General features: G+C 48.3%; 12 protein-coding genes and 1 riboswitch. Of the genes, 4 read left to right on the forward strand and 8 right to left on the reverse strand.

Annotated features, from left to right (window positions below):
* Positions 1 to 23: 23 nt before the first annotated feature.
* The 6 genes from JMX98_RS04945 to pstS all read right to left on the reverse strand — a co-directional run bounded on the left by JMX98_RS04945 (position 24) and on the right by pstS (position 6,683).
* Positions 24 to 1,100 (reverse strand): RNA-guided endonuclease InsQ/TnpB family protein, encoded by a 1,077-nt coding sequence (locus JMX98_RS04945; RefSeq protein WP_201585040.1) that lies wholly within the window; start codon positions 1,098 to 1,100, stop codon positions 24 to 26.
* 239 nt (positions 1,101 to 1,339) lie between these two features.
* Complete coding sequence (gene phoU, locus JMX98_RS04950) at positions 1,340 to 2,128, reverse strand: phosphate signaling complex protein PhoU (protein WP_201585041.1); 789 nt, start codon at positions 2,126 to 2,128, stop codon at positions 1,340 to 1,342.
* A gap of 242 nt (positions 2,129 to 2,370) precedes the next feature.
* Positions 2,371 to 3,129 carry a phosphate ABC transporter ATP-binding protein PstB gene (pstB, locus tag JMX98_RS04955; RefSeq protein WP_227526468.1) on the reverse strand — a complete coding sequence of 253 codons (759 nt, stop codon included), beginning with the start codon at positions 3,127 to 3,129 and terminating at the stop codon, positions 2,371 to 2,373.
* 251 nt (positions 3,130 to 3,380) lie between these two features.
* Complete coding sequence (gene pstA / locus JMX98_RS04960) at positions 3,381 to 4,283, reverse strand: phosphate ABC transporter permease PstA (RefSeq protein WP_413786516.1); 903 nt, start codon at positions 4,281 to 4,283, stop codon at positions 3,381 to 3,383.
* 70 nt (positions 4,284 to 4,353) lie between these two features.
* The gene (gene pstC / locus JMX98_RS04965; RefSeq protein WP_201585043.1) at positions 4,354 to 5,307 is read right to left on the reverse strand and encodes a phosphate ABC transporter permease subunit PstC; all 954 of its coding nucleotides are present in this window, start codon (positions 5,305 to 5,307) and stop codon (positions 4,354 to 4,356) included.
* A gap of 209 nt (positions 5,308 to 5,516) precedes the next feature.
* On the reverse strand, positions 5,517 to 6,683 hold the full coding sequence (pstS, locus tag JMX98_RS04970) for a phosphate ABC transporter substrate-binding protein PstS (protein ID WP_201585044.1): 1,167 nt from the start codon (positions 6,681 to 6,683) through the stop codon (positions 5,517 to 5,519).
* A 271-nt stretch (positions 6,684 to 6,954) separates the two neighbouring features.
* A riboswitch (TPP riboswitch) is annotated at positions 6,955 to 7,071 on the forward strand.
* Between the two features lie 289 nt (positions 7,072 to 7,360).
* Between pstS and thiC the strand changes: the two genes are divergently transcribed.
* The gene (gene thiC, locus JMX98_RS04975) at positions 7,361 to 9,346 is read left to right on the forward strand and encodes a phosphomethylpyrimidine synthase ThiC (protein WP_201585045.1); all 1,986 of its coding nucleotides are present in this window, start codon (positions 7,361 to 7,363) and stop codon (positions 9,344 to 9,346) included.
* Positions 9,347 to 9,595: 249 nt separating this feature from the next.
* Here the strand turns inward: thiC and JMX98_RS04980 are convergent, their stop codons facing one another.
* The gene (locus tag JMX98_RS04980) at positions 9,596 to 10,486 is read right to left on the reverse strand and encodes a fructose bisphosphate aldolase (RefSeq protein WP_201585046.1); all 891 of its coding nucleotides are present in this window, start codon (positions 10,484 to 10,486) and stop codon (positions 9,596 to 9,598) included.
* A 375-nt stretch (positions 10,487 to 10,861) separates the two neighbouring features.
* Entirely contained in the window at positions 10,862 to 11,728 is an 867-nt protein-coding gene (locus JMX98_RS04985; RefSeq protein WP_201585047.1) for an EamA/RhaT family transporter, read from the reverse strand.
* 302 nt (positions 11,729 to 12,030) lie between these two features.
* Between JMX98_RS04985 and JMX98_RS04990 the strand changes: the two genes are divergently transcribed.
* The 3 genes from JMX98_RS04990 to JMX98_RS05000 are packed head-to-tail and all read left to right on the forward strand — an operon-like array spanning position 12,031 to position 15,526.
* Positions 12,031 to 13,956, forward strand: coding sequence for an ABC transporter ATP-binding protein (locus tag JMX98_RS04990; protein WP_201585049.1), 1,926 nt, complete (start codon positions 12,031 to 12,033; stop codon positions 13,954 to 13,956).
* A 44-nt stretch (positions 13,957 to 14,000) separates the two neighbouring features.
* Positions 14,001 to 14,891 carry an alpha/beta fold hydrolase gene (locus tag JMX98_RS04995; RefSeq protein ID WP_201585051.1) on the forward strand — a complete coding sequence of 297 codons (891 nt, stop codon included), beginning with the start codon at positions 14,001 to 14,003 and terminating at the stop codon, positions 14,889 to 14,891.
* A 17-nt stretch (positions 14,892 to 14,908) separates the two neighbouring features.
* On the forward strand, positions 14,909 to 15,526 hold the full coding sequence (locus JMX98_RS05000) for an alpha-ketoglutarate-dependent dioxygenase AlkB family protein (RefSeq protein ID WP_201585053.1): 618 nt from the start codon (positions 14,909 to 14,911) through the stop codon (positions 15,524 to 15,526).
* Positions 15,527 to 15,533 lie beyond the last annotated feature (7 nt).

Here is a 15,533-nt window from a genome sequence, read left to right on the forward strand (position 1 = left end):
TCCCTAAAGTGAGGGAATTCCTACTAAAGACGGCCAAGCCCGACCGCGAGAATGTTTTTTGCTCCATTAACGTCACGTTGATGGGTCGTTTTACAAGAACGACAAAACCATTCTCTTATACCAAGCCCTTCTCTACCTTTCGGACTGTCTTGGCGAGAGCCGCAACACGAGCAGGTTTGGGTGCTGTACGCTTCATTGACTTCGATATAGTGGCAACCTGCGTTCGCGCATTTGTAATCCAGTTGCCGCTTAATCTCAAACCAACCAGCATCATAGACGGACTTGGCCAGTTTGGATGAAGTGAATGATGTTGATTTGATTTTACCAACAACGATTAAGCTGTTGGCTTTGACTAATTTATTGGTAAATTTATGGATCAAGTCTTGGCGGGTATTTTTAATCTTGGCGTGAATGGCCTTGACCCGTTTTTTGTTTTTAGCACGTTGGGCGATGGCCAGTTTTTCAGCATATTGATGGGTTAGCTTAGTGGTTAGAACATCGCCATTACTACTGACTGCTGAATCTTTGCAGCCTAGGTCAATACCGACTTGGCCAGTACCACACTTAATCTTTGGAAATTCTTTGACGGTGATACAGGCATACCAATGGCCCCGATTGTCTTGCACTAACTCACAGGTGTTGATGCTGTAGAGGGCTAGGTTATAGCTATCCCACAGATCAATGGTCAGCTTTTTACCCTTAGCAAGGCTTAGCTGAATAGTAGATTTAAGGCTTTTCTTGCCTGACTGACGGATTGCTAAGTGCTTAATCGCGGTCTTTTTAAAAGGAATCCAGCCCAAACTTCTTCTCTTGGCCTTTGGGTTGTTGGTGCGCCAGCTGAGTTTGGCTTTTTTAAACTGTTTACGAGCCTTGGCATGGGTTTCGGTCACTGCTTGCAAGGTTTGGCTGTGCAGATTTAGGTAGTCTCCCGCACCTTTGGTATAAGCGGCCAAGTCATAAGCTGAAAAGAATTTGCCTGTACACTTAAGATGTTTAAAACTTAGCTCATTGACGTAATTCCAGACAAAATTGACCGCCCCAGCCAAGATATTGAGCTGAGTGGCGTGTTTGTCTTTGATGCGTAGTTTGAGCGTTTTCATGGAATAATTATGATCTCAATAGGTTTGGTTATCAAGGCAATCTAAATCTTAGGTGACAACGGCTGACGCCTGATATCCACGCCCTAGAAGGATGTGGTTTTACGGCGTTGGATGATAAAAATTCGGCATCACTTTTATACTTATACCAGTATGTTAAATATTAGAACGCGCTATCTTTAAATATAGCGCGTTTTTTTAGTGCACACAAAGTAGGATTTTTATAAACCCTCTTATCACCTTTAGTCCGTATCTGGCAATCCAACGTCCGTGGTTGACATGTTCGCTGACATTGCGCCATCGTGACGTGCCGCCATCCGATCATTGGCTTCTTGCACGGCTTTTTCGACCAGTGCATAGTCTGAGTGGCGTACATCTTGGCCGCTGATATAGTTGATGACCAGCTCGGCGATGTTTTGCGCATGATCACCAATACGCTCGAGCGCGCGCAACACCCACACGATATTGATGACCTTGGAGACGTGGCGCGCATCTTCCATGATATAAGTCATCAAGGCACGCATCGCTGATTGATACTCTTCATTGACCACATCATCATTGCGCATCACCTCAAACGCCTGCTCAGCATTGGATTGACTAAAAGCCTCTAGCGCATTGTGCAGCATCAGACGTACTTGATTGCTTAGATGCTGAACTTCGGCATAGCCATACGCTGATTTGCCTTGGGCAGCGAGCTTATTGGCCATTTTGGCGATTTTGACCGCTTCATCACCGATGCGCTCTAGATCCACCACGCCTTTACTGATGGACATCACCAAACGCAAGTCACTGGCCGCAGGCTGGCGCTTGGCGACCAATAACAAGATATGCTCATCCAGCTCGACTTCCTGCCGATTGATATCAAAATCCATCTCGATGACTTCTTGCGCCAGTGTGTCATCCTTGTCAATAAGTGCGTGAATGGCTTTGGCAACTTGGCTGGCTGCATGGTCGCCCATCACCAAAAACAGACGAATGGCTTCATCCAAATCTTGATCAAAACTTTTGGAGATATGCTTGTCACTTTGCATAAGAGGTATTCCCTGAATATCTGTATATTAATGGCATGCTGCTAGCATAGCTGTGTAGTCGATTCTAAATAAAACAGATACATCATATGTCAACGTGGAACTGGTATAAATTTTCCTTGCGTGCTGTGCCTGCGCGGACAGAGGCTGCGTAAAATTTATCCCAGTCCCACTGTATCGTTTTTATACGGAACTCACTATATTTTTGTTATTAAAAATTAACGATAGCTTTAATCTGTACAGCGTTAGCCATAACGACCCGTAATGTAGTCTTCCGTGGCTTTTTGCGTAGGCGTGGTAAATATCTGATCGGTCTCGCCCATCTCAACCATATCGCCCAGATACATATAGACCGTATAGTCTGACACTCGCGCCGCCTGCTGCATGTTGTGAGTGACGATGGCGATGGTATAGTCTTTTTTTAAGTCTTCAATCAAATCCTCGATGGCGCCTGTCGAGATTGGGTCAAGCGCCGAAGTTGGCTCATCGAGCAGTAGCACTTCAGGCTTGGTAGCGACACTACGAGCGATGCACAGACGCTGCTGCTGCCCGCCTGATAGAGACAAACCTGAGGCTTTGAGCTTGTCTTTTACCTCCGGCCATAGTGCCGATTTTTTTAGCGCCCATTCCACCCGATGGTCCAGCTCAGCTTTGCTTAGTCTTTCATAAAGACGCACACCAAAGGCGACATTGTCATAGATAGACATCGGAAACGGCGTCGGCTTTTGAAATACCATACCGACCTGCGCACGTAGCAGGTTGACATCGATGTCTTTGCCCAAGATATTTTTGCCATCGAGGTTGATACTGCCTTCTGCACGCATGCCAGGATATAAATCATACATACGGTTAAAGGTACGTAGCAGGGTTGACTTGCCGCAGCCGGATGGCCCGATAAAAGCAGTCACTTTTTTATCAGGAATGTCGATATTGATGTTTTTAAGTGCCTGAAAATCCCCGTAATAAAAGCTTAAATCACGAATTTGCATCTTCGCTGCTGGCATGTCTTTGGGAATATCATGCTGTGTTTGCTTAGTTAAGTTTGCCGCATCTGGCTGCGACAGTTGCGTGGTCGTCGCCATCGGTCTGTTTAATAAGCTGGCTGTGCTCGTATCAAAGTTGTTGCTATCTGCTGTGCTACGCGTTTTGCTGATGACGTCATTCATAATGTTATCCAACCTAGCTTGATGAATATAAATTTAAGTAACTGCTATATATAAGGTGATTTGGCGGTAGGCGTTATCTACTCTGGCTACTATTTGCTGGAGCTGCGACCACCGATAAACCTTGCCAATACATTTAGTACCAATACCGAAGCAGTAATCAGCAATGCAGCGGCCCATGCAAGTGTATGCCAATTATCATAAGGACTCATGGCAAACTGATAAATAGTGTTCGGCAAGTTGGCAATCGGCTCGCCCATATCGGTACTAAAGTATTGATTATTCAATGCTGTAAATAGCAAGGGCGCCGTCTCACCAGTGATTCTGGCAAAGGCCAACAGCACACCAGTGGTCAGCCCCGCTCGAGCCGCCTTAATCGTCACTTGCGTGACCATCTTCCACTTCGGCGTGCCCAGTGCATAGGCCGCTTCACGAATGCTATTGGGCACCAAATTGAGCATGTTTTCTGTCGTGCGTACCACCACTGGAACCACAATCAGTGCCAATGCTAGTGCGCCTGCCCACCCAGAGAAGCTTTGACCTTTAACCATCAGGGCATAAATAAACAGACCAATGACAATCGAGGGGGCAGAGAGCAAAATGTCATTTAAAAAGCGCGTCACTTTGCCAAGTAGGCTGCCTTGCGCAAACTCAGACAAATAAATCCCTGTCATCAGGCCAATGGGCGCGCCGATAAACAACCCTGAAAACGCCACCATCACCGAGCCGACAATGGCGTTGCGTAGGCCGCCTTCGCTCATCGGCGGCGGCGTATCGGCAGTAAAGATAGGCATTTGCACCATGCCCTGAAAGCCTTCGACAAACAGCGTCACCAGTATCCAAAACAGCCAAATCAAGCCAAATACCATCGCCGACATGGCAAAACCCAAGCCCAGCTTATTGGCCCAGCGCCGTTTGTTATAAAGACGCTTGTCGTAGCGGCTATCAAAGCCAGTCTGCGCAGGTAACGCTGAGTGCATCGCATTAGTAGGCATAAAACTCATTTCCATTTTTCAAGATTTTTTGTCAGCCTGTATATCGCTATCGTCTGTATGTCATTATGTATTAGCGGTTGCCTGCTTTTTGATCAATACGCATCAGCATGAGCTTAGCCAGCGACAGCACAATAAAGGTGATGATAAATAGTATGAGGCCAAGGTGCAGCAGCGAGGCCAGATGTAGCTCACTAGAGGCTTCGGCAAACTCATTGGCCAGCGCTGAGGTAATGGTGACGCCCGAGGTAAACAGACTTGGACTGATATTAAAGGCGTTGCCAATAAGGAAGGTCACGGCCATGGTCTCGCCCAGCGCCCGACCCAGCCCCAAGATAACCCCGCCGACCACGCCTGCTTTGGTATAGGGCAAGATAATTTTAAACATCACTTCCCAAGTGGTCGCGCCCATGCCGTAAGCTGACTCTTTGAGCAGGTCTGGCACGACAGAGAAAACATCGCGCATGGTAGCGGCAATAAAAGGAATAATCATAATGGCAAGCACCAATGAGGCGGTAAACATGCCCAATCCCATTGGCGCACCGGTAAACAGCTTGCCGATGATAGGCAATGGGCCGATATGCTCGATAAACCACGGCTGAATGTGATCGCCAAAAAATGGCGCAAAGACAAACAGTCCCCACATACCGTAGATGATAGAGGGAATACCCGCCAGCAGCTCAATGGCGATGCCGAGGGGCTTTTTTAAGAAATTCGGACACATCTCGGTCAAAAATATCGCAATACCAAAGCTGACGGGTACGGCGATTAAGATGGCAATAAAGGACGTCACCAGCGTGCCATAGATCGGCGCCAGCGCACCGTACTCATTGGCAACCGTGTCCCAGTTATTACTGGTATAAAACCCCAGACCAAATGCTTGTATACTCGGCCAGGCGCCAATGATCAAAGAGAGCAAAATACCGCCCAAAGATAGCAGCACGAGAATGGCAAATGCCTTGGTGGCATTGACAAATAATGCATCGTAACGTTTTTGTTTTGCCAGTTGCGACCTTAAATCATTCATAAGTGTCTCAGCATTAAATAATATTAAATCAAAATCTTTAAAAGACTCATCAGGTCTTATCACAACAAACTAAATCTTAATAAAGGGCGCTATTAACGGTCATTAATGACGCTATTTTTAAATTTGTTGTGATAAAACCTTTGAGACAACCACCGGAGAATAGGTGTCTCAAAGGGGCTTACAAGCTCTGCTATATATATGTATAAAAACTACTGAGCTGGGGTGTAGACGGGTTGACCATCGCTACCTTTGACTTCATTCCACTTGTCTTTAAACAGTGCCACTGCGGTATCAGAGAAAGGCACATAATCAAGCGCCATGGCACTATCATCACCTTGAGCATACGCCCAATCAAAGAAGTTCAGCACGCCAGCCACTTGCTTCGGGTTTTCTGGCTGCTTGTGTACCAAGATAAAGGTGGCAGCGGCAATGGGCCACGCTTGCTCGGTCTCAGAGTTGGTGATGACTTTATAAAAGCCTGGTTGCTGTGACCAATCGATATCACCTGCCGCAGCAAAGGTCTCAGCAGATGGCTGCACGAAGTTACCCGCCGCGTTTTTTAGGGCAGCGTGCGCCATGTTGTTTTGCTTGGCGTAAGCATACTCGACGTAGCCGATAGCGTTTTTCATGCGGTTGACGTAGCTTGATACGCCCTCGTTGCCTTTGCCGCCTGCCCCTGTGGCAGAGGTTGGCCATTTGATGGTTTTATCGACACCCACGCTGTCTTTCCAGTCAGTTGAAACCTTCGCCAAATAATCGGTAAAGTTAAAGGTCGTGCCTGAACCATCTGAGCGAAATACGGTGGTAATGGCAGCATCTGGCAGGGTCAAATCTGGGTTCATGGCGGTGATAGCAGGGTCATTCCATTTGCTAATCTTACCCAGATAGATATCGGCTAGAGTTGCGCCGTCCAGCTTTAGCTCACCTGGTCCGACACCATCGATATTGACAATCGGTACCACGCCGCCGATGACGGTTGGAAACTGAATAAGTCCTGCCGCATCCAGCTCTTCAGGGGTCATGGGGGCATCAGAGGCGCCAAAGTCAACGGTTTTTGCTTGGATTTGTTTGATGCCACCTGAGGAGCCGATAGACTGATAGTTAACCTGACCGCCAGTCGCGGCATTATAGTCATATGACCATTTGGCATAGATAGGCTGCGGGAACGACGCGCCAGCACCAGTGATGTTCATGGCGATGTTTTCAGCTGATTTAAAATCGCTTGCTGGAGAAGATGTCACTGTGCTGGTAGTTTCGGCCACTGTCGCCGCGCTGGTGTCACTCTGCGCTGCTGACTCTGCGGTGTCGGTCGATTTATTACAAGCGGTGAGTACTAAGGTGCAACTAACGGCGACTGCCAATAACGAATAACGCATGTAGAACTCCTAAAGTTTAACAACGATTGAACAAAGCATGATTGGTGACATGTGTGACATCTTGACAAGTTTTTATGACAGTTTGATGACAACCGCCCAACTCTTTTATGTGCGTGACAAATAGGGTCAAATCAGTCGGCGCTTGAGGCTAACGCTATTAGCCTGCGTGTCATGACTCATGGCCTCGTGCGCACGTTGACTGACATACCGGTGGTCAAACACCAGTAGCCCTCATGGCAGAAGTTTGTTAGTATGAGACTGATTGACAACACTGACAGACTCGGGGTGCGGTGTACGAATGGCTGACTGCCTTTGTACATTCGCTGAGAGATCACCCGCCGAACCTGATGCGGTTAGTACCGACGCAGGGAAGTCTTCAGCACTTTATTATGTATGGCAAAGACGGGCAGAAATGCCTTGTTATCCTCATGACTGTTGGCCTAAATGCCCGCTTAGTGGTGCTAAGCTTTATAGGGTTAAGTAGTGCCAAATAATGATGAGAGATACCAAGCGTCGCTTACAGGTTGATGACATCCTCCGCGAAGGCAGATTTTTGCGATGATAGATTTGACAGCCAGTGACGACGACGCAGCAAAAACTGCCTAGATGATAAGTGCTACCCCCGCAGCTTCTGGCGGTGTTGCTTTTATTCAAAAACCAACACGCTAGGACAGCATATGACAACCTCAATCCTACCTCCAAAGACCCAGAAAAACGCTTCTGACAAAAAAACCGACGCGCTAAAAACCCCTGCGCACCGTAGCGCCAAAGACACGCGCTTTGAAGAAGAAGCGCGCGACTTACACCGCATTCTCCCCGCCTCGCAAAAAGTCTATATCCAAGGCTCAAGACCTGATATTCAAGTGCCGATGCGCAAGATCACGCTAGATCCCACGCCTATTCAGGGCGTGGATGAGTCCGACTGGGAGCAAAACCCGCCGTTTTATGTCTACGACACCTCAGGCGTCTATACCGACCCTGATGCCCAAATTGACCTAACCCGCGGCTTGCCCAAACTACGCGAGGGCTGGATAGCCGAGCGCGGTGATACAGAGCAGCTAAGCGGTTTGTCCAGCTCATACGGGCAAGCGCGTGCGCGTGATATCACCACAGCCAATCTACGGTTTGCCCATATCGATAAGCCACGCCGCGCCAAAAAAGTCAATGGTAAAGCAGGCAATGTCACGCAGATGCACTATGCGCGCCGCGGTATCATCACCCCTGAGATGGAATATATCGCCATTCGTGAGACGCAAAAACAGCATGAACTGACCGATATGCGCCAACATGACGGCGAGAGCTTTGGTGCCAATACCCCAAAAATCATCACCCCTGAGTTTGTGCGTAGCGAGGTCGCGGCCGGTCGCGCCATCATCCCAAATAATATCAATCACCCTGAGTCTGAGCCGATGATTATCGGGCGTAGTTTTTTGGTAAAGATTAACGCCAATATCGGCAATTCAGCACTTGGCTCGTCTATCGATGAAGAAGTGTCGAAGATGACATGGGCCACGCGTTGGGGCGCGGATACCATCATGGATTTGTCGACAGGCAATCATATCCACGAGACCCGTGAATGGCTGATTCGTAACTCGCCTGTGCCCATCGGTACGGTACCAATTTATCAAGCATTAGAAAAAGTCGACGGCATCGCCGAAGACCTAACGTGGGAGATATTCCGCGATACACTGATCGAGCAAGCCGAACAAGGCGTTGATTACTTCACCATCCACGCAGGCGTGCTGCTGCGCTATGTGCCACTGACGGCCAATCGACTCACAGGTATTGTCTCTCGCGGCGGCTCTATCATGGCGCAGTGGTGCCTTGCCCATCATACAGAGAGCTTTTTATACACCCATTTTGAAGAGATTTGCGAGATTATGAAGCAGTACGATGTGGCCTTTAGCTTAGGTGATGGTCTGCGTCCTGGCTGCTTGCAAGATGCCAATGACGAAGCGCAGTTCGGTGAGCTGCGCACGCTTGGTGAGCTAACGAAAATCGCATGGCAGCACGATGTACAGGTGATGATCGAAGGCCCAGGACATGTGGCGATGAACCGCATCAAAGAAAATATGGACTTACAGCTAGAGACTTGCAGCGACGCGCCGTTTTATACCTTAGGGCCGCTGACCACCGATATCGCACCCGGTTATGACCATATCACCAGTGCTATCGGTGCGGCGATGATTGGCTGGTTTGGCACCGCCATGCTCTGTTATGTGACACCAAAAGAGCACTTAGGACTGCCGAATAAAAAGGATGTGAAAGACGGTATCATCACCTATAAAATCGCCGCGCATGCCGCTGATCTGGCTAAGGGCCACCCAGGCGCGCAAGCTCGCGATAATGCCTTGTCTAAGGCGCGCTTTGAGTTCCGCTGGGACGATCAGTTTAATCTGGCGCTCGATCCTGATACCGCCCGCGAATACCATGATGAAACGCTGCCAAAAGACGCGCACAAATCGGCACACTTTTGCTCGATGTGTGGGCCGAAATTTTGCTCGATGAAAATCACCCAAAACGTCCGCGAGTACGCCAAGGGTTTGGACGCGTCAGAAAGCTTAGGCACAGAGGCGATGAGTGCAGCTGAGATTGAGCAAGGCATGCAAGAGATGACTGAAAAATATCATAGCGAGGGTCGACAGCTGTATAAAGAGGTATAACTCCGCTGATTTGACTGCTGTATATTTAATTACTTTATATATCGTCAGTTTAAAACAAAACTGTCATAAGTTCCAAAGCGCTACTGGGATGAATTTTTCGCAGCCTCTGTGTATACAGCACGCAAGAAAAATTTATACCAGTAGCGCTATAACATTTTTAAATTGAATCTACTATAGCAAAAAGCTCGCTTCTTATGCCTGTAGAAGCGAGCTTTTTTTATGATAAGTATTTCTTAGCCAAAGAGCCGTTTACACATTTGACGCCTGATAAATCTCTTCAATTGAGGCGTTCATGGTATCAGCAAACTCTTTATCGCTTTGTTGTTTGCTCAACCCTTCGGTAAACGCGCGTGAGAAGCTGGCAATCATACCGGGATTTTGCTTAAGCTTTTCGCAGGCCTCACGACGACTATAACCGCCAGATAATGCCACGACTTTGAGTACTTTTGGATGATCGATCAGCTCTTGATAGAATCCGCCGTCGGTGGGCAAGGTTAGTTTGAGCATCACTTGATGGTCGTCATTTAGACGCTCAAGGTTACGCAAAATATCCGCTTTGAGTATCACTTCACACTCATGCTTTTGGGCGCTATCGATATTAACCTCAGGCTCAACGATTGGCATAAAGCCTTTGGAGATAATTTGTTTAGCGACATCAAACTGCTGCTGTACCACCAGCTCGATACCATCGACGCTAGGCTCATAAATGACTGAGCGCATCTTGGTGCCAAATACCGGATAGTTTTTGGCTTTATCCAGTAGCGCGTCCAAGTCTGGCATCGGGCGCATGACTTGTACGCCGCTCATTTGCTCGGCCAAACCCTTATCGACCTTCAAAAACGGCACGATGTTTTTATCTTCCCACAGATAGTTTGCCGTTGGCTTGCCATTGACCTCGCGCTCCATGGTGTCTTCAAATAAAATCGCGCCAAGGACACGCTCATTATCAAAGGCATCACAAGTCATGATACGCGCGCGCATCTCGTGCACCAGATCAAACATCGCGTCATCATTGTCATAAGCATCGCTGCTGATGCCGTAGTTTTCTAGGGCTTTTGGTGTGCTGCCACCGCTTTGATCAAGCGCGGCGATAAACCCTGAACCATCCTTTATACGCTGTCGTTGTTTTTGGTATTCCATTGAAAAAGTATCCTATTTCTATTGATTAAAACCAAACATCATCAATCGACTCAATCTATATGAGCCTTGCTATTTGTAGACAACCTTACCATAGGATGCTTTATCTGCCTATATAGGATGCGTGACAGCGCCGCCAATTTTTATGATATATCAGTTGAAAATAGCCAGTTGAAATAGTCGGTTGAAAATAAAACGGTTATATAAATTTAAACACGCTGCTGATATAAATTTTACTGACGTGCGGCGTTCTCAGAGGCTGCACAACCTACATTTAAAAACAGCATCCCAGTAGCGCTATGCTCTTTTAGAGTGCGTCGACTATAGGTATAAGAATATTATGCCAAACCACGTACATCAAAGCCTTACATCAAACTCTTATGCCAAAAACAGTACCGCCACACAGCCAATCGCCAGCAGCAAGCCTAGCACATTGATACGACCGAGCCGCTCTTTAAACACAGCCACCCCGATGAGCGTCGCGACGGCGATGACCCCGACGTTCATCCCAGTAAAGACAATACTAGGAGAGTCGGACAATACTTGGTGGGCGCGCACATACGCATAGATATTACCCATGTTTAGAGCGCCCAGTAATAGCCCTGCTGCCAAGGCATTACCCTGCCAACGCACGCGTGTCACAAGCAAATAAATCAGCAATAACAATCCTGCAACGCCAAAGCTGACAAACAGCGTCAGTGGAAAGGCCGTGCCTTGTTTGGCGACTTGTTTAAATAAGATATCGACGATGCCATAGCCTGCCCATACGCCAAATAGCCATAGCGGGGTACGCGCGGCGGGCGGGCTCATACTAGCGTGCTCGCCTCCACCGGTATGTTTGGGCCGGTAAACCAAAGCCCCCAACGCCAAAAACCCTAAGACCAGACCAAGCACTCGCGTGCCCGTCAGCACCTCACCAAATAATAAAAAAGCGGCGATAATGGGAATAATCAACGACAAGCGCTGGGCGGCATCAGTTGCGACCATGCCGACCGATGCAATCGCACGGCCCAAGATAATAAAAACCGTCGGCAGCAGTATCCCAAGCGCCAGAATGATGCCCCAAGCGTTGCCAAGCGTGCTTATGCTGCTGACATCTGGCGTTAATAAAAACCATGTCAGCAAAAAAGCCACGGGATAACCTGCGACGATGGTCTGGCGAATATCGATATTTTTTTGCCGCAAGACTTTGAGCAGTACCGAGACGGCCACACTGCACAGTACTGCTATCACCAAATACATCATAATCCTTACCTCTATCCTCGATTCATGTCAGAGCAACACCGCACATCAGCAATACACAAAACCATGGCAAACAATATAAAACCACTGAATGTAACAAAATATTTCCTATGCAACAATGGCTTTTTGGTGTTTTGTTGTGCTGATACTCGTGGCATCTATATGCATGCAATTACAATTAGCCTGCAGGTCTGACAGGAAATTTTGCTAAAATAGCCAGCACTCCCAATCACAAAGTAAAGATTCAAAATAACGACCGTCATCGCTTGTTTTGGCGTACTGCTATTGATGTTTTATCACTGCCTATGAATGCTCTATTTCGCTTTTTTGAAAACCGCTTACCGGCCTTCCCCAACACCCCCATGCCGCTGTCCTCGCCTCGTGACGGTATGCTGCAGTTTTTGTGGGCTTGTACAAAGGGGCTGCGCAGCTGGCTGCTGCTGTTTATGGTGTTGTCAGCAGGCATCGGCATTTATGAAGCAATGCTGTTTGCATGGATTGGCGATATCGTCGATTGGCTTGGCGTCTATACGCCGCAGAACTTATGGCTAGAAAAAGGCGATATGCTGCTGCTGATGCTGGCGGTGATGATTGTCAGCCCGTTTTGGATTGCCTTATCCTCGTTTATTCATTTTCAGACCTTGCAAGGCGTGTTTCCCATGCAGATGCGCTGGCGTTTTCATCAGCGTATGCTTGGGCAGTCCATGCAGTTTTATCAAGACGAGTTTTCTGGACGTGTCTCGGCCAAGGTCATGCAGACCGCGCTTGCGGTGCGTGATACGGTGATGACCGTCACAGATATGTTTATGTATGTCACCGTATATTTTGTGACCAGTGGCCTTATTTTATTTAATTTAGACAGCTTGTTATTGATTCCCTTTATCCTCTGGTTTGGGTTGGTGGCGCTGGCGATATGGTATTTTATTCCAAAGCTCAAACAAACTGCCATCGTACAAGCAGATGCGCGCGCGTTGATGACGGGGCGTATCACCGATGCCTATGCCAATATCATGACTGTCAAGCTGTTTAGCCACTCACGCCGTGAGCTTGGTTATGCCAAAAACGCCATGGGGCAGTTTTTAGGAACGGTACATGCGCAGATGCGCTGGGTCAGTTATTTAGAGATTTTCACCCATCTTATCAGTGTGATTTTGGTCAGTAGTACCGCAGGGATTGGCCTGTATCTATGGCAACAAAGCGCGGTCGGGGTCGGGGCGATTGCCGCGGCGACGGCGATGGCGCTACGCCTCAATGGTCTGACGCGCTGGATCATGTGGCAAACCGCCAGCCTTTTTGAGAGTATCGGCACGGTACAAGACGGCATGCGCACGCTATCCGCGCCGCAGACGATCGTCGATAAGCCAGACGCAGCTGAACTACGCGTCACCGAGGGGCATATCGTCTTTGATCATGTCGACTTTAGCTATGAGAATGAAGACCACGATAACTATCACGCCACCGATAAAACATTTAAACCGTCGGTAGCGACCACTGACATGGCGCAAGACAACTCGGTCAAGCTGCTTGATTACTTTTATTTGGATATCAAACCAGGAGAAAAAATCGGCTTGGTTGGGCGCTCAGGAGCGGGCAAATCCACGTTGGTCAACTTGCTGCTACGCTTTTTTGATGTCGATCGCGGTAAGATATATATCGATGGTCAAGCGATCGATGATGTCACACAAGACTCTCTGCGTCAGCAGATCGGTATGGTGACCCAAGACACCTCACTGCTGCATCGTACCATACGTGAAAACATCGCTTATGGCCGTCCCGGCGCCTCTGACGAAGAGATTATCCATGCCGCCAAACAAGCTCAAGCATGGGACTTTATCAAAGACTTATATGACGATAAAGGCAATACAGGTCTTGATACCCAAGTGGGTGAACGCGGCGTCAAACTCTCCGGCGGTCAACGTCAGCGCATCGCCATCTCTCGTGTTATGCTAAAAAACGCGCCGATCTTGTTATTGGATGAGGCCACCAGCGCGCTTGACTCTGAGATTGAGTTTGCCATTACCGAGAGCCTCAACGATATCATGACCGGCAAAACTGTGATTGCCATTGCCCATCGCCTCTCTACCATCGCTGCGCTCGATAGGCTGGTGGTGATGGAAAAAGGCCGAATCATCGAGCAAGGTAGCCATGACGAGCTGTTGGCACAAGACGGCGTCTATGCGCGCTTGTGGCAGCGTCAAAGCGGTGGGTTTTTGGGCGAAGACACCCCCTAGACCGCCATCATCATAAAAATAAAACATAAGGAAGTGGGCAGTTTATGGAAGCCTTTACCCATCGTATCAATTTAAGCGGCAAACAAGCACGCTACTACGACCTTGGCAGTATCAACCCATCAGTAGCAGCAGAGCACAACAAACGTGCGCCTGCGCACTTTTATGGAGGCAACAGCTTTACGGTCGGTACTTATACGCCGCTGCTGCATGAGCTGGCAGCAACGTTTGATATCAGTGCGCTTGCCCTACGCGGCTACTGGTACGATAAACCGCAAAAACGCCGCCTCACTCGAGAGCAAGACGCTGAGCTATTGATTGAGTTTTTGGAGCGCACCCAAGATCGGCCTGTGGTGGGTATCGGTCATTCGCAAGGTGCCACTGCCACCGCCATGGCCGCCGCCAAACGTCCAGATTTATTCTCCCAGCTGTACTTGATAGAGCCGGTCACCTTTACCAAAAACCAAGCACGACTGTATAACTTATTGCCGCGGCGGTTTTTGCTCAGTCGAGAGCCTTTTAAAAGTACGCTGACCAAACCCGCTATTTGGACGAGCGTTGATGCGTACTATCAAGCCCTACGCGCCAACCGAGCCTACAAACGCATTAGCGATGCGCATTTATACGTGTTTGCTGAGCAAAGCTTGAGCGTCAATGCCGATGGTAGCCACACGCTGATGTTTGCCCCAGAGCAAGAGCTTGCCAACTATTTTGGTGCGCCGCATATCGACACCGCTCTAAAAAACCTTCGCTGCCCTTATACACTGATCACGGGCAAGCCAACCTTATTTATTAGCAATAAAGTCCGTAAGCAGTGGCAAAAATTCGTCCCTGCCGACAATATCATCTCTTTACCAGATTACGGCCATCTTTTGCCAATGGAAGCGCCCAAACTGTGCGCACAAATTATCAATGAGCATTATAAAAACAGTCACTAAGCTGAGCAATGTAAGCCATGAGCGACCTTTTTGCCCCTGCCCCAACCGATAACTTATTGCCTTATGATGGCAGGGTAAATGACTTCGGCTGCATCATCGATGATGAATGCCAGCTCTACGATGCATTATTGACCGAGCTACCATGGCAGCCTGATAGGGTGACCTTATTTGGTAAGACGCACATCACCACTCGCCAAGTGGTATGGATGGGTGAAAAAGATCTGAGCTATCAGTACTCAGGTCATACCCGACACAGCCTGCCATGGTCAGACACCGTGTTTCACGTGAAACTTTATATCGAACAGCAACTATCAAGCATCGGTATTGATGCCAATTTCAATTCTTGTCTGCTCAATTACTACCCGACAGGGCATGATGGCATGGGCTACCACGCCGATGATGAAAAAGAGCTGGGCGCGCAGCCTGTGATTGCTTCTTTATCACTGGGTGCCACACGCAAATTTGTCTTTAAGCACAAAAAAACTCAAGATAAAGTCGCGCTTTATCTTGAGTCCGGTCAGCTAATCGTCATGCATGGCGAGACGCAGCGCTTTTGGAAACACAGCATCACTAAGACAAAAACCGTCTCCGATGGGCGCATCAGCCTAGCCTTTCGGCACCTACACCCAACTTAACGAATAT

Source organism: Psychrobacter sp. HII-4, from assembly GCF_904846595.1.
GTDB classification, from domain to species: Bacteria; Pseudomonadota; Gammaproteobacteria; order Pseudomonadales; family Moraxellaceae; genus Psychrobacter; species Psychrobacter celer.